This is a genomic window from Pseudomonadota bacterium, assembly GCA_040752895.1.
Classification (GTDB): domain Bacteria; phylum Pseudomonadota; class Alphaproteobacteria.
Genome location: JBFMHN010000004.1, coordinates 48,368 through 69,878 on the forward strand (window position 1 = coordinate 48,368; position 21,511 = coordinate 69,878).

Annotated in this window: 19 protein-coding genes; all 19 read left to right on the forward strand. The window is 58.8% G+C overall.

The features are described from left to right. Nucleotides 1-2: 2 nt before the first annotated feature. The 19 genes from AB1781_08225 (at nt 3) to AB1781_08315 (ending at nt 21,511) form a co-directional block, all read left to right on the forward strand. Nucleotides 3-1,166: a DegT/DnrJ/EryC1/StrS family aminotransferase gene (locus AB1781_08225; GenBank protein MEW5704552.1), complete on the forward strand. Its 1,164-nt coding sequence runs from the start codon at nt 3-5 to the stop codon at nt 1,164-1,166. Beyond that, on the forward strand, nt 1,163-2,197 hold the full coding sequence (locus AB1781_08230; GenBank protein MEW5704553.1) for an NAD(P)-dependent oxidoreductase: 1,035 nt from the start codon (nt 1,163-1,165) through the stop codon (nt 2,195-2,197). Before AB1781_08225 ends, AB1781_08230 begins: the two co-directional genes overlap by 4 nt. Nucleotides 2,198-2,234: 37 nt before the next feature. Next, on the forward strand, nt 2,235-2,981 hold the full coding sequence (locus AB1781_08235; GenBank protein MEW5704554.1) for a GNAT family N-acetyltransferase: 747 nt from the start codon (nt 2,235-2,237) through the stop codon (nt 2,979-2,981). Continuing rightward, nucleotides 2,978-3,985: an N-acetylneuraminate synthase family protein gene (locus AB1781_08240; GenBank protein ID MEW5704555.1), complete on the forward strand. Its 1,008-nt coding sequence runs from the start codon at nt 2,978-2,980 to the stop codon at nt 3,983-3,985. Before AB1781_08235 ends, AB1781_08240 begins: the two co-directional genes overlap by 4 nt. Before the next feature lie 2 nt (nt 3,986-3,987). Beyond that, nucleotides 3,988-5,826 (forward strand): asparagine synthase (glutamine-hydrolyzing), encoded by a 1,839-nt coding sequence (asnB, locus tag AB1781_08245; protein MEW5704556.1) that lies wholly within the window; start codon nt 3,988-3,990, stop codon nt 5,824-5,826. Beyond that, nucleotides 5,823-6,944 (forward strand): N-acetyl sugar amidotransferase, encoded by a 1,122-nt coding sequence (locus AB1781_08250; protein MEW5704557.1) that lies wholly within the window; start codon nt 5,823-5,825, stop codon nt 6,942-6,944. Before asnB ends, AB1781_08250 begins: the two co-directional genes overlap by 4 nt. Further along, nucleotides 6,941-7,327: a hypothetical protein gene (locus AB1781_08255; GenBank protein ID MEW5704558.1), complete on the forward strand. Its 387-nt coding sequence runs from the start codon at nt 6,941-6,943 to the stop codon at nt 7,325-7,327. Before AB1781_08250 ends, AB1781_08255 begins: the two co-directional genes overlap by 4 nt. Next, complete coding sequence (locus tag AB1781_08260) at nt 7,324-8,175, forward strand: class I SAM-dependent methyltransferase (GenBank protein MEW5704559.1); 852 nt, start codon at nt 7,324-7,326, stop codon at nt 8,173-8,175. Before AB1781_08255 ends, AB1781_08260 begins: the two co-directional genes overlap by 4 nt. Beyond that, complete coding sequence (locus AB1781_08265) at nt 8,172-9,293, forward strand: class I SAM-dependent methyltransferase (GenBank protein ID MEW5704560.1); 1,122 nt, start codon at nt 8,172-8,174, stop codon at nt 9,291-9,293. Before AB1781_08260 ends, AB1781_08265 begins: the two co-directional genes overlap by 4 nt. A gap of 18 nt (nt 9,294-9,311) precedes the next feature. Next, on the forward strand, nt 9,312-10,511 hold the full coding sequence (locus AB1781_08270) for a sulfotransferase (GenBank protein ID MEW5704561.1): 1,200 nt from the start codon (nt 9,312-9,314) through the stop codon (nt 10,509-10,511). A 15-nt stretch (nt 10,512-10,526) separates the two neighbouring features. Further along, complete coding sequence (locus AB1781_08275) at nt 10,527-11,282, forward strand: class I SAM-dependent methyltransferase (protein MEW5704562.1); 756 nt, start codon at nt 10,527-10,529, stop codon at nt 11,280-11,282. A 13-nt stretch (nt 11,283-11,295) separates the two neighbouring features. Next, nucleotides 11,296-12,360 (forward strand): FkbM family methyltransferase, encoded by a 1,065-nt coding sequence (locus AB1781_08280; GenBank protein ID MEW5704563.1) that lies wholly within the window; start codon nt 11,296-11,298, stop codon nt 12,358-12,360. After that, nucleotides 12,357-13,880, forward strand: coding sequence for a hypothetical protein (locus AB1781_08285; protein ID MEW5704564.1), 1,524 nt, complete (start codon nt 12,357-12,359; stop codon nt 13,878-13,880). Before AB1781_08280 ends, AB1781_08285 begins: the two co-directional genes overlap by 4 nt. Beyond that, nucleotides 13,873-14,715, forward strand: a complete 843-nt coding sequence (locus AB1781_08290) for a class I SAM-dependent methyltransferase (GenBank protein ID MEW5704565.1) — start codon at nt 13,873-13,875, stop codon at nt 14,713-14,715. Before AB1781_08285 ends, AB1781_08290 begins: the two co-directional genes overlap by 8 nt. After that, nucleotides 14,708-16,093, forward strand: a complete 1,386-nt coding sequence (locus AB1781_08295; protein ID MEW5704566.1) for a DUF4910 domain-containing protein — start codon at nt 14,708-14,710, stop codon at nt 16,091-16,093. Before AB1781_08290 ends, AB1781_08295 begins: the two co-directional genes overlap by 8 nt. Next, a complete protein-coding gene (hisH, locus tag AB1781_08300) occupies nt 16,087-16,716 on the forward strand; it encodes an imidazole glycerol phosphate synthase subunit HisH (GenBank protein ID MEW5704567.1) in 630 nt (209 codons plus the stop codon). The genes AB1781_08295 and hisH overlap by 7 nt, the downstream gene beginning before the upstream one ends. Beyond that, nucleotides 16,713-18,776, forward strand: coding sequence for an N-acetyl sugar amidotransferase (locus AB1781_08305; protein MEW5704568.1), 2,064 nt, complete (start codon nt 16,713-16,715; stop codon nt 18,774-18,776). Before hisH ends, AB1781_08305 begins: the two co-directional genes overlap by 4 nt. A 61-nt stretch (nt 18,777-18,837) precedes the next feature. After that, nucleotides 18,838-20,583: an ABC transporter ATP-binding protein gene (locus tag AB1781_08310; protein MEW5704569.1), complete on the forward strand. Its 1,746-nt coding sequence runs from the start codon at nt 18,838-18,840 to the stop codon at nt 20,581-20,583. Nucleotides 20,584-20,665: 82 nt separating this feature from the next. After that, nucleotides 20,666-21,511: a hypothetical protein gene (locus AB1781_08315; GenBank protein MEW5704570.1), complete on the forward strand. Its 846-nt coding sequence runs from the start codon at nt 20,666-20,668 to the stop codon at nt 21,509-21,511.

Genomic DNA, 21,511 nt, shown 5'->3' on the forward strand with positions numbered 1-21,511 from the left:
AAATGTCCGACGGCTCTACGCGCAACCTACCATTCGGCAAGCCGATCATCGGCGAAGAAGAGCGCAACGCGGTCATGGACGTGTTGCGGGGGCCGCAATTGGTTCATGGCCCGCGGGCCGAACGGTTCGAGGCGGATTTTGCGGCGTTTGTCGGGGGCGGCCGGGCGTTGAGCGTGGCCTCCTGCACGGCCGGCCTGCATTTGGCGTATGTCTATCTGGGCATCGGGCGGGGAGACGAGGTGATCGTGCCGGCCCAGACCCATGTCGCCACCGCTCACGCCGTTGAATATACGGGCGCCAAGCCGGTCTTTGTCGATGTCGTGGCGGAAACCGGCAATATTGACATCGACCAAATCGAGGCGGCTATCGGCCCCGGCACCAGGGCGATCTGCGTCGTTCACTATCTTGGCCTGCCGGTCGATATGGATCGGGTCAACGCATTGGCGAGAAAGCACGATTTGTTTGTCGTCGAGGATTGCGCGCTATCCATCGGCGGCCGCTATAAGGGTGTGCACACCGGGTTGCTCGGCGACGTTGGCGCCTTCTCTTTTTATCCGGTTAAACACATTACGACAGCCGAGGGCGGCATCTTCCTCAGCCGGCGCCCTGAAATAACCGAGCAGGTTCAGAAGATTAAGTCGTTCGGATACGACAAGCCGCTGGGGGAGCGGGTGGTGCCCGGCCTCTACGACGTGAATAGGCTTGGCTACAATTACCGCATGAACGAAATGGAGGCCGCCCTCGGCATCGAGCAGTTGAAACGGGTTCCCGGTTTCCTGCGCAAACGCCGGGAAAACGACGCGGTTTTGCGCCATGAACTGGCCGACATCCGCGAAATTTCTTTGCTCGGAGCGGGTGGCGGGGACTACGAACACGCCAACTACTGCATGGGTGTGGTGCTGAGCGAGGCAATCTCGAGCCGGCGTTTCGACATCCTGGCGTCCTTGCGCAACGCAGGCGTAGGAACAAGCGTCTACTACCCCGGCCCTGTCCCCCATCTGACTTACTACAAGGAGAAATACGGCTGGGGCGCCGTTCCGTTCCCAAACGCCACGCGTATCAGCGACCAGTCGATCGCGCTTTCGGTCGGACCGCATCTTGACGGCGACGATATGTGTTATATCGCGGCCGCTCTTAAATCCGCCATCAAGGGAGCCCTTTCGTGAATATTGAACTTCAAGGCAAGCGGATTGCGCTTATTGGGGGCGCTGGATTCATCGGCCACAATCTGGCGCTCAAACTGAAGGAGATGGGGGCGATCCCCCATATCATCGACAGCCTACAGGTCAATAATCTTGGGGCGTTCACCAGCGATTTCGAGACTAACGAAAACGCCCGGTTGTATGTGGAATACATCAACGAGCGCCTGGATCTGCTGCGTAAAGCCGAGATCCCGCTACACATCGTCGATGCGCGTGATTACCACCTTCTCTCGCCGCATCTTGCGTCAACCAAGCCCGACGTCGTCATTCATTTGGCGGCAGTCGCGCATGCGAATAGGGCTAATAAGGACCCCTACCACACGTTTGATCACAGCATGCGCACGTTGGAGAATGCCCTGGACAGTGTTCGCGGCTACATGCCCCAGTTCATTTATTTTTCCTCGTCCATGGTCTATGGGCATTTCGAAGGGGAGGCGGTGACCGAGGACCGGGTATGCCAGCCCCTCGGCATCTATGGTGCGCTCAAACACTCGGGCGAGACGCTGGTCAAGGCATACAACCAGGTGTTTGGACTGCCCTATACGATTATTCGTCCGTCGGCGCTCTATGGCGAGCGGTGCGTGAGTCGCCGCGTCGGGCAGGCTTTTATCGAGGGCGCCATCCGAGGCCGGAACTTGACCGTCAACGGCGACGGCTCGGACGAATTGGATTTCACATATATTCAGGACCTTGTTCGCGGCGTCGTTCTTTGCATTACGCGGGAGGAGGCGAAGAATCAGACATTCAACATCACGTATGGTTCCGCCCGTTCCCTGAAGCAGATGGCGGCAATTGTCATGAAGCATTTTCCCGGCATCGAATTGGAATTCAAGCCGCGCGACCAATTAATGCCCGAGCGAGGTACGCTAAGCATCGAGAAAGCCCGGAAACTCTTGGGTTACCGGCCGGCGTATTCGCTGGAAGACGGGTTTGTCGGCTATATCGAATGGTGCAAGGCGCTGGCGGCTCGTCGTCCCGATCTCTTTGGTGGCTAATGCAGAGCCGCATCCAGGAAACGCATCTTATTTGCCGATGAAGTTTAGCAGCACGGCCGATATCTGGCTGAGCGGTATTCTCGGGCGCCCGTGTTTCAACGTGCGGCATGTGTCCGGCGATTTGAGTGCGGATCAACTCGTCGCCGGCTATGCGAAGCCCGGCATCTTCGCAGCCGCCAAGGTGCCGGCGATCGAGACGGCCGCTTCGCTGGAATTGCAGAAGGCCGGGTTCCGTCATATCGAGATGGCGCTGACCCTTGACTGGCTTCACCCGGCGGTCGATTTCGAACTTTCGAGGGTCCGGTTCTCCGTTGCAAGCGACGTCGGCAGTGTTGCCGCCATTGCGGAGAGCGCCTTTCGTTATTCCCGGTTCCACATGGACGCGGCGATTCCAAATACCTTGGCAGACAAAGTAAAGAGAGCTTGGGCGGAAAATTATTTCTCGGGCAAGCGCGGCGACGCCATGATCGTCGCAGAGGCCGATGGCCAGGTGGCCGGTTTCCTTCAACTGTTGCGCGGCCAGAACGGTGCGGTGGTCATTGATCTGGTGGCGGTGCACCCAAGTGCGGCCCGGCGCGGCTTGGCGCGCGAGATGATCGGCCTTGCCGCGACGCAAGGTATCGGGGACGGCGCGCCGGAGCGCCTTAGCGTCGGTACGCAGGCGTGCAACGTTGCATCGGTGGATTTGTATGAATCGATGGGGTTCCGGCTTGCCGGCGCACAGCACGTGCTGCACTTCCATGGTCCCATGCCATCCGAATCCAGGGCGGGTCGGGCGTTATGAGAATTGGCCACGTTGATCTTGACAGGGAAGTGCTTCTGATCGCCGAAATCGGCAACAACCATGAGGGGGACGTGGCACTTGCCGAAAGGCTTGTCGGACTCGCCGCAGAGGCCGGGGCGCAGGCCGTAAAATTTCAGACGATCGCGCCCGAACGCCTTGTTTCCGCCGAAGATGAGGCAAGGGTCAGGCAACTTCAGAGGTTCGCCTTGAGTCGTCGGGACCATGAGCGACTGGCCAGGGCAGCGGAAAACGCCGGCGTGATTTTCATGTCGACGCCGTTTTTTCTTGAAGCCGTTGACTGGCTCGAATCCCTTGTTCCGGCGTTTAAGATCGCTTCCGGCGATAACGACTTCGATCCCTTGCTGGCGCGGGTGGCCGCGACGGGAAAGCCGGTTGTCCTGTCCACCGGTATGGCGACCCTTGAGGATATACGGCATGCGCGCTCCGTCCTTGGGTCGGTGTGGACGGAACGCGGGGTTCGGCCCGGCCTCGGACTTTTGCAATGCGTTTCGGCCTATCCGGCAGCCCCCGAAGCGGCAAACCTGGCGGCCATGCACGCCCTGAGGCCATTGTGCGATGCCGTGGGCTATTCGGACCATACGCTGGGCAACGAAGTTGCCGTTCTGGCGGTCGCGGCCGGTGCGCAAATTATCGAAAAACATTTTACGATCGACAAACAGTTCTCATCGTTCAGGGATCACCGGCTTTCGGCCGATCCTGTCGAACTGAAGCAGCTTGCCCAACGCATTCGAGAGGCATCGCGTACCCTTGGCCGCCCGGAAAAATATGTCGATGCAAGCGAGGCGCAGCTATCCATCGCTGCGCGGCGGAGCATTGTCGCGCGGCGGGACCTTGCGGCTGGGCACGTGATCGGGCTGGACGATCTGGACTGGTTGCGCCCAGCGGGCGGTCTTGCGCCGTGCAGAACGGCCGAAGTCCTGGGCAAGAAGCTGGCGCGGGACGTGCGTGGCGGCGAGCGCCTGGAACCGAATATTCTGCTCTGACCATGTGCGGGATAGCTGGATTTCTTGGTTCACGACCCCTCGCGGACGACCGCCTCAAGGCGTGCCAGGCGTTGATGCGGCGGCGCGGACCCGACGCCGAGAATAGGGTTGCGTTAAGGACGCGATCGGGCAGCCACCTTCATTTGCTCCATTCGCGCCTTAGCATCATCGATCTGGATCACCGTGCAGACCAGCCCTTTTCGGTCGACGGGTGCGTTCTGTCCTACAACGGCGAGGTGTACAACTACCCAGAGCTGCGCGCGGCTCTTGAAAAAGAGGGGGAGAAATTCTCGACCAGCAGCGATACCGAGGTTCTCGCCCGGCAACTCGTGCGCAAGGGGATCGAGGGCGTGCGGGCGTGCGAAGGCATGTGGGGATTCGCCTGGTACGACGCGAACACCGGCAGCCTCTATCTGTGCCGCGACCGTTTCGGCGAAAAGCCTCTCTATGTGTATCGGAACGAGGAGGGGGTCTATTTCGGATCCGAGCCCAAGTTCATTTTTGCCCTTCTTGGAAGGGCGCTTCCCGTCAACCGGCGGCAGCTGTCCCGCTATCTCGTGAACGGATACAAGGCCCTCTATAAGACGCGGGAGACCTTTTTTGAGGGGCTGCACGAGGTGGCGGCCGGCGCTTATCTCGAATGCGACGGGCGGGCCGCAAAACCCGAGACGTTCTACTGGCGGCCGGCGTTTGACACCGAGCAGCAGGACATGTCCTACGACGAAGCGGTTGCCGGCGCGCGCGCCGCGCTGGTGCGCTCCGTCGAGTTGCGGCTGCGCGCCGACGTGCCGATCGCTTTCTGTTTGAGCGGCGGCGTGGATTCAAACGCGTTGATTTCGATCGCCAAGCGCCAACTCGGCTACGACGTGCACGGCTTCACCATCATGAATACGGATTCCCGGTACGAGGAACGAAGCATGGTCGAAACCGCGGTCGGCGACCTCGGCCTTCGGCACACCCAGGTGCCCGTTTCCACCGAGAACTTTCTGCCCAATCTGCGGACGCTGGTCCGTTATCACGACGCACCGGTCTACACCATTACCTACTACGCCCAATGGCGTTTGATGGAGGCAATCCGCCAGGCGGGGTACAAGGTGTCGGTAAGCGGAACGGCCGCCGACGAACTCTTCAGCGGCTATTTTGACCACCACAACGCGTACCTCGCCGCGATGCGGATCGAGGACGGGCGCCTCCATCGGCAGGCTCTGGAAGATTGGCGCTCGGTTGTGGCGCCCATCGTTCGCAATCCCTACTTACAGGATCCGGACTATTTCGTGAAATGCCCCGAATCCAGAGCCCATATCTATTTGGACGCGGCTCTGTTCGCCGCGTTTCTTACCCGGCCTTTCGATGAGCCCTTCCAGGAAGCCGCCTATGCCGGCTCGCTCTTGCGGAACCGCATGGCAAACGAACTGTTTCATGAATCCGTTCCGGTGATCCTGCACGAGGACGACCTGAACGCGATGTACTACTCCATTGAAAACCGGTCGCCCTTTCTCGATACGGCTCTGTTCGATTGGTGCCAAAGGATTCCAACCCGGCATCTGGTGAAGAAGGGGCGGGCCAAAGCCGTGTTGCGCGATGCCGTGCGCGGTCTTGCCCCGGATGCCATCGTGGACAACCCGCGCAAGGTGGGGTTCAACGCGCCAATGCACGGTTACCTTGATACGGGGTCCCGGGTGGTGCGCGACGCGTTGCTGGCTGACAGTCCGGTTTTTGATGTGATACGGCGCGATCGCGTTTCGGAACTGCTGGATTTGGAGGAGTTTCCCAATAGCCGCAGCAAATTTCTGTTCAATTTTGTTTGCGCGAAGATTTTTCTGGAGGAATACGCGGCGTGAAGTGGTGCGCGAGCTGCGTTTTACCCGACACGCGCCCCAATCTTCGCATCGAAAGCGACGGTCGCTGCAACGCGTGCCATGCCCATGAAAGCAAGAAGAGCATCGATTGGCCGGCACGCGAACGCGCTTTGCAAGATGTCGTAAAACGGGCCAGGTCACGGTCGCAAGGGTACGATTGCCTAATTCCGGTCAGCGGCGGCAAGGACAGCACGTGGCAGACGGTGAAATGCCTCGAATACGGCCTGAAGGCGCTTGCGGTTACCTGGAGGACGCCGGGACGCACGGAAATCGGCCGGCGGAACCTGGAGAACCTGGTCGCCCTGGGTGTCGATCACATCGACTACCGGATCAACCCGAAGGTCGAGGCGCGGTTTATGCTTAAGACGTTCAAGCGGCTCGGCTCGACCGGCATTCCCATGCATTTGGCCCTGTTCAATATCCCGTTGACGCTGGCGGCGCGTTTGCAGATTCCGTTGGTGGTTTGGGGGGAGAATTCGGCATTTGAGTACGGTAGCGCCAAGGATGCCCATACCGGATTCCGGCTGGACGCGGATTGGCTCAAGACCTATGGCGTCACGCACGGGACCACGGCCGAGGACTGGGTTGGCGAAGACCTCTCGCGGTCGGACCTGACCGCCTATTTCGGCCCCGCCCCGGAAGAACTCCGTGCGGCCGGAATCGATGCGGTGTTCCTTGGCTACTACCTGCCGTGGGATCCCGACGCGACCCATGCGCTAGCGAAGGCGCACGGTTTCAAACGCAACGAGGGGGTGGCCCGCACCGGGTACTACGACTACGCCGATATCGATGACGATTTTATCTCTCTGCACCACTGGATGAAGTGGTTCAAATTCGGATTCACGCGCACATTCGATAACCTTTCGCTGGAGATTCGCAACCGTCGCCTGTCTCGCAGTCAGGCGATTGCGTATTTGCGCGAACGGGGCGATGAAACACCGCATGGCGATATCGGGAAGTTCTGCGAGTTTGCCGGGGTGAGCAGGCCCGAGTTTTCTGCGATCGCCGAAAAATTTCGTAATGCCAGGATTTGGGAGCGCCGTTCGGATGGCGTGTGGCATATGCCAGGGTTCCTTATTCCGGACTGGAACTGGTCATGAAGTTTGTTGAGAAGCGCCCGCCCCGTGAGTTCGAGGTGGGGAACGCCGTCCGCTTTCCCATGAGGGATTGCGGTACGGTGGCGCTCGACCCCAACGAGCAAGTGACGCTGACCACGGAAAGCGGCGGCGAATACGACGTAGCGCGCAAAGAATGGGGATTCTACGCGACGCCGTCGCTCAACGGCCGCTTGCTTAACCATGGTCTGCGCGGCGTATTGATCCGCAACAAATTGACGGGGCGGTATTTTGTTTTTCTCGTCGAAAGCGGCAAGGAACCGTCTTTCGAGGAATACATGGCGCAGGAAAGCCTGGAGGTGGTTGCCTGGCTTGACAGCACCGAATCTCTCGATCGTTTGCGCCGGGGGATCGGCAATACCGAATGACTTGCCAGCCGACCCTCCGCTGTCCTTGCAACGGTGCGCACCTACGGGAGGCGTTCTCGTACGATGCGCCGCCGGAAGGCGAAACCCGTTTCGACCTCAAGGGCGTTCCCTATAAACGCGCCTACGACCGCTGCGAGCTGTGCGGGCACTTTTTTGCGCGGCACGCCATGGACCTGTCGGCGTTGTATTCCGCCGAATACGTGGATGCGACCTATGGCGGGGTCGAGGGCATGCGGGCGCGCTTGGAGGCGCTTAAGGCCCTCCCTCCGGATCGGTCCGACAACGCTGGCCGCGTTGCGCGCATCTTGGAGTACGCACAGGTAGTTCTTCCAAAACGTTCCGCGCCGCCAAGGGTGCTTGACGTGGGCGCCGGGATAGGGATTTTCCCGGCGGCGATGCAGCAGGCCGGCTGGCACGTCACCGCGGTTGAGCCCGATGCCAGGACGGCTGGGCATCTGCGCGAGGCCGTGGGCGTGGCCGCCAGGAACGGAACGCTTTACGAGCTTGACCCGGAAGATACCGGCCGGTTCGACGCCGTGACGTTCAACAAGGTCCTCGAACACGTCGAGGACCCGGTGGCGTTGCTGCGGAAAGGCGCCGAGTTCGTGGCGGCGGACGGATTTCTCTATGTCGAGTTGCCCGACACAGCGGCGGCGGCGGAAGGCCCGGGCCGCGAGGAGCTTTTTATCGAACACCACCACGTCTTCAGTCCGCAATCCTTTGCTGCGTTGGCAGAGAGAGCCGGGTTGTCCCTGAACACGATGGAGCGCTTGCGCGAACCCAGCGGCAAATGGACGCTACGGGGATTTTTAACTAGATGTCCGTTGCAACTTGAGGTGCGGACATGACCGCATGGCAGCGCGTTGCCTCGTTCGGCGGAATGCCAGAGAGTCGATCGGACGAAACATGGATTTACGAGCCGGATATCGGTCCAGCACAGAAATTTCCTGTGCATGTGACGAATGGCAAGCCCTTTAACGTATTGGGACTCAAAGGTGCGGACCTCGATGAGATTCGAAAATATGCGGCCCATCTAAGGCGTACTGCGAAACAATTGTATGGGCCCGGAATTCCCCGTCGCCGTGTCGAGACTTGCCCCTGCTGCCTGATGGCAACCGCTGGCAATACAGTTGACGAACATTGCTTCATCGGCGTGACCTACCATAGATGCACAAACTGCGCCCACGGGTTTGTCTTGGAGCAGCCAACCGAGGAGGCGCTCAATGCCGTTTTCGAAAATTCAACGGCTCATGCCTCTGCCTATGTAAATCACGATTCCCTTGAGGCGCGAATGCGGGAAATCATTTCCCCGAAGGTAAACTGGACCCTATCCACCTACCGCGAGGTATACAGCACGACACCGAAGACAGGTGTCGATGTTGGTGCTGGAGGAGGACATTTTGTGGAAGGCATGCGGCGTGCCGGCATTGATGCTGCGGGGTATGAATTGAACCGATCGTCGCGTCAGTTTGCCAAGGAAGCGTTTGGTCTGGATTTACGCAAGGAGGACTTCCTCAAGATTGGCAGCGATCCCGTCGACCTTGTCGCTTTCTGGGGAATGTTAGAATACGCACCTGAGCCTAGACGTTTCCTTGAGGTTGCGCGCCGTCAACTCATACATGGCAAAGGGTTATTGGTGGTTGAAGTGCCTAGGTTTGATTGCCTTGGCACGGCGGTACAAATGGAAAACCCATTCAACATTGCCCGTCATATGGACCCTACATCGCATATCAACACGTTTTCCGACGCTTCGCTGGCCACGGCCCTGGTGGAAACAGGATTTCGCCCCGTCGCGGCCTGGTATTTCGGCATGGATGTGTACGAATTCTTGATTCAGGCTGCCCTGCGCCTGGACGATGGCGCCGTCATTGAAAAATTGGCTGACATGATTCCAACTTTGCAGGCGGGGCTGGATCAGAGCCGTCAGTGCGACGATCTTGTGGTAGCCGCGGTTCCCATGAAATGACCGCGCCAATTTGCGTCAATGACTAAGCCCCTATTTGTCTTCGGAGTTGCCCGTGCCGGCACCAACTTGATCGCCGGTATGTTGAACGCGCACCCCAATGTGGAATTGGCGCTTGACCCATTGCTTCCCTTTTTCAAGGCGCTCCGGACTGCGCTGTTGATCGCATCGGGCGACCGCAATTTGCAAGCGAAGTTTCCTTCGGAGGCGCCGTTTCAAGATGGCTACTACGACAGCCAGGGGTATCGTCTGCTGGACCTAGTTTTGACCGGCCGGCTTGACGTCCCTATGGGTGATGAAAACGAAACGTTGAGCGCCGCTATTGCCGATCGCGCGGCCTTGGAAGCACCGGAATTTGCCCGACGACTGCGCGATGTCAACGGCCAGACCTTCACAGACGTGCTCGATCAAGTTTTTGACAGGGTATCTTCAGCGCGACTTTCCAACGTGGTCTGGCGTGGGGTCAAGGAGGTATGGACTACGGAATTTATTCCGTTGTTGGCGCGAGCATATCCGGAGGCTAGGTTTATCATTGTGCGCCGCGATCCCCGGGGTATTGTGGCGTCTCTACTCGCATTGGCGAAGAAGAATCCGTCACAGGCCGCGCACACGATTTCTTACATGCGCCATTGGCGTAAAGAGGGTGCTGTTGGCGCGGCATTGATGAACGACAAGTTTCTGGATGGCCGCGTTATGATGCTGTCCTACGAGACAGTCGCTAGCGATCCGGAGCAGGGGGTAAAAAGTCTCTGCGCGTTTCTCGACCTGGATCTGGATCGGGCCATGCTGTACCCCATTCAAGGAACGGGTGGTGCAGGTGATGGCAACAGCAGTTTTGGTAAGATTGTCGGTGTAAGCAATATCTCCGTAGAACGCTGGCGAAACGTGTTGAGCGCGGCCATGATTCAAACCATCGAATTTTTTTGCGGGGCGGATATGCGCTTAGAAGGCTATGCGCTGGTAGGAAGCCTTCCAACACTGCTGAACGAGGCTATAACCGAGATTGTCAGGGACGCCGACCTTAGCCCTGGGGCTTGGCGCAGCGACTTCGGAACGATGGAGGCGAATCTGGCACATGAGGAGGCGCGGTGGCGTCTGTTGAGCGGCGCGCCCGAAGCCTTACGCGATGCGGATGAAATCCGGCGCCATTTCTTGTTCGAATCCTATTTTTACCGTCTTCGCGCGGCCGTATTCCCTAATCCACAGCCAGCAATAAGCTGAGGCGTAAACAGAATCATGTCCGAAAAATTCGCCTACCATGATTATGTAAAGGACGAAAGGTTTCTCGCGGAATACAACGCCTATCAGGCCCGTTACGCCGACACCATTCGCGAGAGTGACAAGGTCATCCTCTCCATCGTCAAGGACCTGGCAGAGAAAGCCGACGGCCGCACGCTGAGGCTTCTCGATATTGGCTGTTCCACCGGGAACTTGCTGAAGCATCTCAAGCGCGTGGTGCCCGGGGTGCAATACACCGGGGGCGATCTGGCGCAATCCTCTCTGGAGATGTGTCGGAAGAACCCGGATTTGAGCGATGTCGCGTTCGAAGAGATGGATATTTTGAACCTTCCGGCTGATGCGTTTGACGTGATCGTCGTCAATGCCGTTCTGTATATGTTTGATGACGCGCAGTACGAAAAGGCGATCGAGAGCCTGGGAGCCAGCCTGGTGCCAGAAGGCAATCTGATCATCTACGATTTTGCACATCCCTTCTCTCACCAGAATTTGACGATCTATGAGACCACAATGATGCACCCCGATGGGCTTAGGCTGTGTTTCCGTCCCATGAAGAAAGTGAGCGAGGTGGCGGCACGGGCCGGGTTCGCCGAGATCGACTTTCGCCCGTTCGAGTTGCCGATCGATCTCCCGATGCCGGGGTACGACGAAGAGGTGGTGACCTATACGGTCAACGGACAGGCGGGGAACCGAATGATGTTTCGGGGCGCGCTGTTTCAGCCCTGGTGCCACATGATCGCACGGAAGGCCACTTGAGAGCCCGCGCAACATGACGGTTTTGGAACGGCGAACCGCATTGGGCGCGACGATCTGGGATCTCGCCTTAAGGCCGGTGCTGGAAGCCGGCGTGTCTCCGCGGGTCGTGGATGTCGGCGCGCGCAACGGCATGTTTTTGCTGCCGGCCGAGTACGCATCGGTGGCGACGCTGATCGGGTTCGAACCGAACCGCGAGGAATACGAGAAGCTCACCACGGGTTCGACGGATAGGCACGCCTGGAGCGCGCATCGCGGCCAGGAGATTCCAAAGTTCAAGAAAGAACACTACTTCGATTGCGCCGTCTGGGACGCCGAGGGCGATCACACTATCTATATCACGCAGGGACTGGGGGCCTGCACGCTCATGGGCCCCACCGCGCCGCTATTGGAGAACACCTATTTCCTCTACCCCTGGGGAGACGCGAGGCGCCGCCGGAGCGTCCATGATCTGCACACGCGAATCGTGTCGGAGGATAAAGTCGCGTGCCGTCCCCTGGACGCGCTTCTGGGTGCCGGCGAGACGGTCGATTTCTTGAAGGTCGACGTCGAAGGCGGGGAGCTGAAGGTTTTCAAAGGGGCGCAGCGGCTTTTTGATGAGCGGCGGATTCTGTTCGTTCAGGCCGAGTTTCAAGCCTTCCCCTACTATCGGGATCACCCCGTTTTTGGCGACCAGCATGCGTTCTTGACGCGGAACGGGATGCGCCTGATCGATCTCGATTTCGACCATCCGCGATATCGGCGCGGGCCCGTTGATCTGCCCGATGCTTGCGGCCGCGCGCCGCTATTTGCCGGCGACGCGCTGTTCATGATCGATCCTGACCGGAACGCCATTGCGCCGTTGGATCGCCAAAGGCTGGCGCTGATCCTGCTAGCGTTCGGCTTCAATTCCCTCGCCGTCGGCTTGCTCGTCGAGGCGGCCCTGTTGAGCGGGGAAGAGCTGGAAGCGATAAAATCGGCCATTGCCGCCCGCCCGGACAAATCCAGGAAGCGCCGGATGCTGGACGCCTGGAACAGAATTCCCCTTGCCGTGCATGGCGCGCTTTCGTCGGCGCTTCGCCTGTCCCGGAAACGGCGTTGAACAAACCTTCGGTCTTGTTTGTATTTACGGCCGAATCCTACCACCGCGAATCCGCGCCGGTAATAAGCGAATTCGTGCGGCGCGACTGGAACGTTACGGTGTTGCTCGGGTTCCAATCCGATGACGCGACGCGAATTTTCGAATCCTGCCGGCAAGAAGGGATAGCGGTCGAATTCGCACCGGGCACGGTCACCTATGGCAAGGCCGCCGGTACCGATCGCACGGCGGCTGCCGCCGGCCCGAGTCGGCGTCGAACCGCCGATGGCGCGGGCAACCCGTTGCACGGCGTGCGCAGCCTGGTTCGCAAAACCGGATTGATGCGACTGATTGGGTTCCCCGCCAAGGTCGCGGCATGTTTCAGAAAACGAAAAGCGGCCGAGGCCATCGTCGCCAGGCTGGCGCCAAGCGTTGTTGTCGCCGGGCCTTTCCATAGCGCCGGGCAGTTCGACAACGCGATTGCGCGCGCCTGCCGAAAGCGGGGAACGGCAATGTATTGTCTGCCGAACTCGCCCTATCTGGGCGAGAGGATCCTGCGGGTGGCGCGGCCGCATCACCTCGATCACGGCATGGCCGGCCCCGTGATCACGGTGGAATACGACTGGCTAAACCGGCTGCTGGGATGGATTTTTCCCAAGTGGACCCGGCGGGTGGCGGACGGTCGCCGGTTGTTCTATTGGGACCCTCTGCACGTCCTTGCCGCCGAGCTGGCGGGCTTGCAGATGAACCGGTTGTGGCTGAAGCCGAGCCTGGATTTCAAGCGGGTTTTCGTTCATTCGGCGTATTCGCGCGACCTTCTTTTGACGGACGGATACCCAGCCGAGCGCATTGTGGTTAGCGGACCACCGCTGCTTGATGCGGTCTGGGCGCAGATCGGCGACGCTGCCCACGAAACTAGGCTATTCGCCCATATCCGACTGCCGGTTGGGTCGCCTTTCATCCTGTTCAACGTGGAGCCGTCCGCGGAGCACGACTACTGCGACTGGGACCGCCATTGGTCGCTGTTCCACGAAACCATGGCCGCGGTTATCAAATGCGGGTTGCCGGTCGTTCTGTCGCTGCACCCGCTCTGCCGATACGAAGACTACCGGTTCGCCGAAGACAAATACGGTGTGACGATCTGCACGGAGTATAGAATCCACGCGTTATACCCGTATTGCACGGTCAGCGTCTCTTTTCCGTGCTCCACCAACCTGCTGTGCGATGTGTTCGGAAAACCCCTGGTGATCTACGATCATTTTGGGCTGACGATAGGGGAAGGTGAAAGTTGCAACATGCATCTGGTTCCGGGCGGCATGGTTGCACGTTCTGCCGCGGAGCTCTGCCAGCACATCAAATCGATCATTGCTCGTTGCGTCGGTGCGGAGACTGGGCGCGACGTTGGTGGTCGCATTGTTGCTTCCTCGGGGTTGATCGTGGATGTAGTAGAATCAGATGTCCAGGCCACCGCTGAGGGACAAGTTTTACGCCGGCAGGCTCGGGGGGATACAGTGCAGTGTGAGGAAATTCGCACCAATGGTTGAGAAAATAGGAACAGACATACATTCCGCAGTCTATTGGTCCCAAAAGGCGGACAGCTATGTCGAAGGTATCAGAGGCCCCTATCATCGTCACCGTCTGGAAGTAGTAAGAGCGCTCATAAGTGATGTCGATCTGGCAGGCCGAATTTGCTTGGACTTTGGCTGCGGCGACGGGATTTTCTCAAGCTGTTTGGTGCAAGGAGGCGCCAAAGTCATCGGGTACGATACTGACGCGCAAATGATTGAAGTTGCCCGTCAGCGATTCTCGCACACGCCATTCTCGGACGCTTTCAAAATGGGGGGCGTTGAGAGATTGGGTTCGTTTGATAGCCAGTCGGTCGATGCAGTTTTTGCTTTGAATGTCTTGGCTTATTTGTCCAAGGACGAAGAGGAAGAGTTCTACAAACAAAGTGCACGAATTACGCGCCCTGGAGGAAGATTGGTCGTTACTCACTCGAACGAATTGTTCGATATGTATACCCTAAATCAGTATACGGCGATGTTCTTCCAGCATCATTTTGGCACTCGGGCTTGTCCATGTGATGTTTCCTCGTTGCTGACTTTTCCGGACAAGCCTGACCGCAAGACATTCTCCGTTCGTGAAAATCCACTGAGCTATCGATACAAGTTGGCAAAATACGGTTTTACAGAACAAGCGCAGGAATTTGCTAACTTGCATCCTCTGCCGCCGCTGCTGATTCCGGATTGGGATGCAGACGATATCAACGCACGGCAATATATGGATACGTTGAATTGGCCGGCCGAGCACCGGTGGAAGCTAATGTTCATGTGCAGCATGTTCGGTTCGCATTCCCGGCGGGAGCCCGCGGGTGAGTGACGCGCCGGATATGATCGGTTTGGCGCAGGCCTTGTGCGCCTTTCGCGCCGGTGTCGTCGCCGATGGGAACGATGGCCTGTTCGCGCGTATTGCCGAGGAAGTGCCGCTCGAAATCTTCCGTTTTGCCTCCGGCGACACCCACAACGGATGGGTGGTGCCGGACAATTGGCGGGTGAAACGGGCGAAATTGTTTCGCGATGGCGTCGAGGTGTTTGACGGCACCGCCCACACGCTTGGGGTGGCCTATTACTCCAAGTCGTTTTCCGGTGAGTTGGCATGGGACGCGCTCAAGCCGTATCTGGTGACCAACCCCGATCTGCCCGAAGCCTACATGTTTCACTGCATGTGGCAGTATCGGCCGTGGGATGCCGACTGGGCGTTGTGCGTGCCCTATCGCATCTATCGGAAATTGGGCCCCGGCCGCTACCGTGTCGAGCTGGAGACCGAGCGCGTTCCGGGTGAAATGCTGGTCGCCCACGCGGAAGTCAAGGGCCGTGGCGAGCAGACGATCGTCTTCAACTCCAACACCTGTCATCCGCACATGGCGAACGACGGGTTTGCCGGTACGGCGGTTCTCATCCGATTGATGCAGTGGCTCGCCGGGCGCGACAATCGTTACACCTACCGTTTGGTTCTGGGGCCGGAGCATCTTGGGAGCGTGTTTTATCTGCGCGATTTGCCCGAGGACGAAATCGCGCGCATGGCGTGCGGCGTTTTCGAGGAAATGCCCGGCACCCAAGGGGCGATCAAGGCGGCAAGCACCTTTAACGGGGGGCACAAAATCGATTTGGCGTTCGCCAACGCCCTCAAGCACCACACCAAGGGCTACGCGCTTGTGCCCTGGCGGAAGGGGGCGGGCAACGACGAAACCGTGTGGGAGGCGCCGGGCTACGAGGTGCCGTTTGTCGAAGTAACGCGTTGCGAAGATCAGTTCGCACCGTACCCCGAGTATCACTCCAGTCTAGACACGCCCGATATCATGATTGCCGGACAGCTGGATGAAATGCTCGACACGCTCAAGCGGGTTGTTTTTACATTGGAAAACGATGCGTCGATTGAACGCAGTTTCGACGGGCTGATCTGTCTGTCGAACCCCGAGTACGGCCTGTACATGGAGCGGCCCGACCCGACCATCACCAAGGATCTGGAGGCGGACGCCGAGAAGTGGGGGCATCTGCTCGACTGTCTCTTCCGCTACCTGGACGGGACCCTGACGGTGTTGGAGATCGCCGAGCGCCACGACCTGCCTTTTGAAAGATTGCATGGCTATCTCAAACGGTTCGAGGCGAAGGGCCTCGTGGACATGCGCTTTTCGCCCTGTGCGCGGCCCCGCCCACGTCGGGTGCGCGGGCAGACTGGAAGCAGACGGCCTTGCTAGGTGTCGTTGATCTCGGCGTCAGCAACATAGGGTCGGTGATGCGCGCCTTTCAGAGGCTGGGCAGCGACCCCGTCCTTGTGGATGGCCCGGCCTCGATCGCGAAGGCCAAGGGGATCGTGCTGCCCGGGGTGGGGGCGTTTCGCGACGGCATGGCCGTGTTGCGCGAGAGGCGACTTGTCGAACCCATGCGGGACGCCGCCCGCGGCGGCAAGCCGGTCCTCGGGGTCTGCCTGGGCATGCAACTCCTCGCCGATCGCAGCGAGGAATACGGCGATCACGAGGGGCTGGGGCTGGTTTCCGGGAAGGTTGTACGCCTGCGGGCGGGGGTTGGCGAACGGGTGCCAAATATTGGCTGGTGTGACGTGACGGCGGGAAACTGCGCGCGTCTGTTCCGGGGCGTGCCGTCGGAGACGTCCTTCTACTTCGTGCACAGCTACCATGTGCAGTGCGCCAGTCCCGGGCCTGTCGCGGCCTCCATACGGTTTGGCGGCGCATCGGTCACCGCTGCCCTCGAGTGCGGCAACGTTTTCGGCCTGCAATTCCATCCGGAGAAAAGCCAGGATGCGGGGTTGGCTATTCTCGAAAACTTTCTATCCGTTGTCGAAGGCGCGTCCGCGCCGTGATCCGACCGCGCCTCATTCCCTGTCTGCTGCTCAAACAAGGTGTCATTGTTCGCAGCCAGCTGTTCAAAGTGCATCAGGTGATTGGCAATCCGATGAGCACGGTCGAGCGCTTCTCGCACTGGAACGTCGACGAGCTGGTCGTCTTGGACATAGGCCGCGGCGAGGGGCGGCACGATTTGCGCCGTGACGATATACAACAGCGCTATGCCGGTGAGTCCGCCATAGATGTCTTGCGCGAAATTGCCAAGGTCTGCTTTATGCCGCTGACGTTCGGCGGTGGCATTCGCACGCTCGACGATATCGGTCAACGGCTTGCCGCCGGCGCCGACAAAGTGGCAATCAACACCACGGCGATCGACGACCCGGATTTCATCACCCGGGCCGCCGAAAAGTTTGGCAGCCAGTGCATCGTCATCTCGATGGACGCCGTACGCCGTAACGATGGTCGCTACGAGGTGATGGCCGAAGGGGGGCGCCGCCCAACCGGGCTTGAGCCCGGCACGTGGGCGCGCCGGGTCGAGTCGCTGGGCGCCGGCGAGATCTTTCTCAATTCCATAGACCGGGACGGCTCCGCGCAAGGGTATGATGTGAACTTGATCCGGCGGACAACGGAGGCCGTCTCCATTCCCGTCGTCGCATGTGGCGGGGTCGGCCAATACGAACATTTCGCCGCGGGCATTCTTGAGGGCGGGGCCAGCGCCGTCTCGGCCGCCAATATTTTTCACTTTTTTGAACTCAGCTATTGCCATGCCAAGCGGGCATGTATCGAGGCGGGGATTCCCATGCGCCCGATCCGTCTGGGCAGCCGTTACATGCCACGCGAACCCCGGTACGACCGCGCCGCCGAAGACGCGCGCCTAGAGGAAAGGTTGCGTCAGGCCCGGGGCAACGACTATGTGGCCGCACGGCCAGAAAGCGCGGTCAACCGGCGGCCGATTACGTGGTGCAAGAGTTGCACCTATCCCTCCATCAGTGCGGCGCCGATGGAGTTCGATGACGAGGGGGAATGCACCGGCTGTCAGATGGCGCGGGTGAAATCCGCCATTCCTGCGTCCGAATGGGATCGCCGCAAGGGCCTGCTGCGAGAGATTTTGGACAGATACCGTTGCAAAGACGGCAGCCGGCATGACTGCGTGATCGCGGTATCGGGTGGCAAGGACAGCTACTTTCAGGCGCATGTGCTCAAGAACGAGTTCGGCATGAACCCTCTCCTGGTAACCTACAACGGGAACAATTGGACACCGGTGGGCTGGCGCAACATGCTGCGCATGAAGGAAGTATTCGATTGTGACCACGTGATCGTTCAACCGGCCGTCGGCACGCTCAGGAAACTTAACCGGCTCGCGTTCCAGATCATGGGGGACATGAATTGGCACGCCCATGTTGGCATCATGACAGCGCCCGTCAAGGTGGCGGTTCAGCACGGCATTCCCTTGGTGTTCTATGGCGAGCATGGCTATCTGGACCTCTGCGGGCAGTTCTCGATGGACGATTTTCCGGAGATCAGCTACCGCGACCGACAGGAACATTTCGCACGCGGCTACGAATGGACCTACTTCGTGGGCCGGGATGGGCTAACCAGCGCCAATATGATTCCCTGGAAATATCCGACCGACCGGGAACTCTTTGATCTCGATCTACGGGGTATCTTCCTCGGGAACTATGTGTACTGGGAAGCCAACGCGCATACGAAGATGGTCATAGAACGGTACGGATTCGAGGTGAATGAAGAGCCCTTCGACCGCACCTATCGCACGATGTCCAACCTGGACGACATGCACGAGAACGGCGTGCACGACTACCTGAAATTCATAAAGTTCGGATACGGTCGGGCGACGGATCATACCTGCAAGGATATTCGCGCGGGGCTGATGACCCGAGAGGAGGCCATTCCGATCGTCAATCGCTATGACCCGATTAAACCCAGCGACCTTCGGCGGTGGCTGGATTATGTCGGCATGACCGAGGACGCTTTCGATCGCATGGCCGACACCTTTCGCGACCCGCGTGTGTGGCGGCGGGAGCGCGGGCGCTGGATTCGTGAAGAACTGAAGTGCTGACCGCATGCTTCAAAGCATAAGAGATTCTCTGTCTCTCGTTGAACGGGCGGAACGGCCGCTCTTGCTGGCCCTGTTTGGTGTTGGTTTGTTGGCGGCCGTTCTGGAGACGGGCAGCGTTGGGCTTGTCTACTTGTTTTTGAAGATCGCGATGGAGCCCGCGATGCTTGGCGGCATTCAATGGGCGCAGGGATTGTACGGCTGGCTGGGAATGACGGATAAGCCATTGTTCATGGTTAGTTTGGCCTTGGGCGTGATGGCCGTTTTCGTCACACGGGTAGCGGTGCAGGTGTTTTCCGTTTGGTTCAATATGTGGCTTCGTAAGAAAATTCAGGTCCGCGTTTCCGGCGCGCTGTTTGGCAGATACCTTAGCGGACCGTATAGCCGCTACCTGGCCTCGAAATCCTCCACATTCTTGAACAACGTGACGAGCAACTCCGCGGCGGCCGTGGCCAACTGCACCTTGGGCGTCGTTGAGATAGCGGGGGCGGTCGCGTTGGCGGTCCTGTTCTTGCTCACGTTGTTCGTTGTCAGGCCTTTGGAAACGCTGGGTGGCATTGCGGTTATCGGCACCTTGGCGGCGGTGTACTGGTTTCTCATGCAAGAAAGGCTCCTCTATTGGGGAAACCGGATGTTGCGTGCCACCGAGGAAGTCTATGCGGCCGTTGCGGAAGTCGACCATGGTATTAAGACGATCAAAACAACCCAGACGGAGGACGTGTTTCATCAGCGTTATCTTAATCTTGCCGAGGAGCAGTACACGTTGAGGCTGAAGAGCGGCATCGCACAACAGCTTCCGAGGTTTGCTCTGGAGCTGGTTGTTATCGTGGTCCTTTTCGGCGCGGTGGGGACGGCGATCGCGGTCGGCGAAACCATGCAGGAAATCATACCTGCCATGGCGCTTTTCGGGATGGCGACCTTGCGAATGGTGCCGGCATTCGTGCGCATTATCTCGGCGCTCCAGTTATATCGAAACTCAGCACCTTGTCTCCAGGCGATACTTCCCGACTACAGGGAATGCCCTATCAAAGGCACGGCATTGGGGCCGCGGGAAAACCGGCCCGTCCCACTAAAGTTTGAGCGCGCGCTGGTACTGGAGGATATCTCGTATCACTACGCCGGCGCCAATATCCCCGCCGTAAGGAATGTGCGCATAAAAATTGAAAAGGGTCAGCTGGTCGGATTCGCTGGGCACTCCGGGTCGGGTAAATCCACCACGGCCGACATCCTTCTCGGCTTGTTGTCGCCAACGTCCGGGCGCATCATCTGCGACAATCAGGCAATGCCGAGCAATGCAGTGGGCCTGTTCGCTTATGTTCCCCAGGACTCCTTCGTTTTGGACGATAGTGTCCGGCGCAACGTGGCCTTTGGCGTCGAGGAGAAGGACATTGACGATGCGCGGGTCTGGGATGCGTTGAGCGGCGCGGCATTGGCCGACCGCGTCAGGAGATTACCCAAGGGGGTCAATTCTGTTCTCGGGGAGAGAGGCGGATCCCTATCGGGTGGCGAGCGTCAGCGATTGGGAATTGCGCGAGCGCTTTACCAGGACGCGCCAATCCTGGTGCTTGACGAGCCGACGGCTTCTTTGGATGCCCGGACCGAATTTGAGGTCGGCGAGGCGATCAACAAATTGCACGGATCGAAAACGGTTATTGTGATCGCGCACCGGTTAAGCTTCATATCCCGATGCGACAAGATTTTCTTCTTCGACAAAGGGTCTGTCGTTGCAGAAGGCACGTTTAAAGACCTTGTCGCGAACGTGCCGGCGTTTCGGGAGATGGTAGACCATCTTCGTATGGAGGCGAGTTGAGGTCTTGCCGGGCGCTCGGAGGCGGTCCGCGGGTTTTCCGTATGTGGTTGACGTTCCCTAAGATACGAAAGGTGCGCCACAGTTGAATTCTCTCGCTGAACGGTTGAAAACACCCGTGCGCATGTTTCAGCGTACGCAAATATATTTCAATATGGTCCGGTCGCGTTACTTCCGGGATCATCCCATTTACGATCGCCCGGATAATTGCAGTCCAGAATTGCGTGAGCTCCTGGATACCGGACTGCTGATACTGCCCGAATTCCACGACAGCCGATTGATCGCGGTCATTTCGGAACAGGCATACAAGCTGGGAAAACGGTTGAAAGAAGGCGGGGATCCCGAGCTTTCCGACACCGTTATATATCCGGACGATGGCATTTACCGCCTGAGGAACGTGGAAGCCCATATCCCCGAGAGCAAGATCGTTATCGACAATCCGTATCTCCGGCAATTGGCGGCGGAATACCTTCGCTATCCCCTGAAGACATCCGGAAATTATCTCGATTACAAGCCGGACATCGGCAAGCACGACTACACGACGGTTCCACACATGGATCAGTGGAAATCGTCAATTAAGATTTTTACCTTGCTCTCGGATGTCACGGAAGACAACGCTCCCATGGTCTATTGGAAGGGCAGCCATTTTGATCAGGCATGGCGCCGACCGCTGGACTACCTCAACTGGCTTGGCACGGATATCGGGTCTGCCGGGATTTGTCCCCCGCACCTACTTAGGAAACGCGCGGACATGGAGGGGGGCAAAAACATCGAGGAGGCCGTCATCACCGGGAAGGCGGGGACAGTAGTTGTTGCGGATACGCGCGGATTTCATCGCGCCAGCAATTTGAACGCCGGCTACAGATTGCAGATGGTCCAGAAATTCACGGTAGACTATTACAAGACCATGTTTCAGTTATTCACTCAGTGA

Coding starts and splice junctions, on each gene's coding strand:
- AB1781_08235 (MEW5704554.1), top strand. CDS start 2,235: ATGAAGTTTAGCAGCACGGCCGATATCTGGCTGAGCGGTATTCTCGGG.
- AB1781_08260 (MEW5704559.1), top strand. CDS start 7,324: ATGACTTGCCAGCCGACCCTCCGCTGTCCTTGCAACGGTGCGCACCTA.
- AB1781_08270 (MEW5704561.1), top strand. CDS start 9,312: ATGACTAAGCCCCTATTTGTCTTCGGAGTTGCCCGTGCCGGCACCAAC.
- AB1781_08225 (MEW5704552.1), top strand. CDS start 3: ATGTCCGACGGCTCTACGCGCAACCTACCATTCGGCAAGCCGATCATC.
- AB1781_08240 (MEW5704555.1), top strand. CDS start 2,978: ATGAGAATTGGCCACGTTGATCTTGACAGGGAAGTGCTTCTGATCGCC.
- AB1781_08290 (MEW5704565.1), top strand. CDS start 13,873: ATGGTTGAGAAAATAGGAACAGACATACATTCCGCAGTCTATTGGTCC.
- AB1781_08255 (MEW5704558.1), top strand. CDS start 6,941: ATGAAGTTTGTTGAGAAGCGCCCGCCCCGTGAGTTCGAGGTGGGGAAC.
- asnB (MEW5704556.1), top strand. CDS start 3,988: ATGTGCGGGATAGCTGGATTTCTTGGTTCACGACCCCTCGCGGACGAC.
- AB1781_08275 (MEW5704562.1), top strand. CDS start 10,527: ATGTCCGAAAAATTCGCCTACCATGATTATGTAAAGGACGAAAGGTTT.
- AB1781_08280 (MEW5704563.1), top strand. CDS start 11,296: ATGACGGTTTTGGAACGGCGAACCGCATTGGGCGCGACGATCTGGGAT.
- AB1781_08265 (MEW5704560.1), top strand. CDS start 8,172: ATGACCGCATGGCAGCGCGTTGCCTCGTTCGGCGGAATGCCAGAGAGT.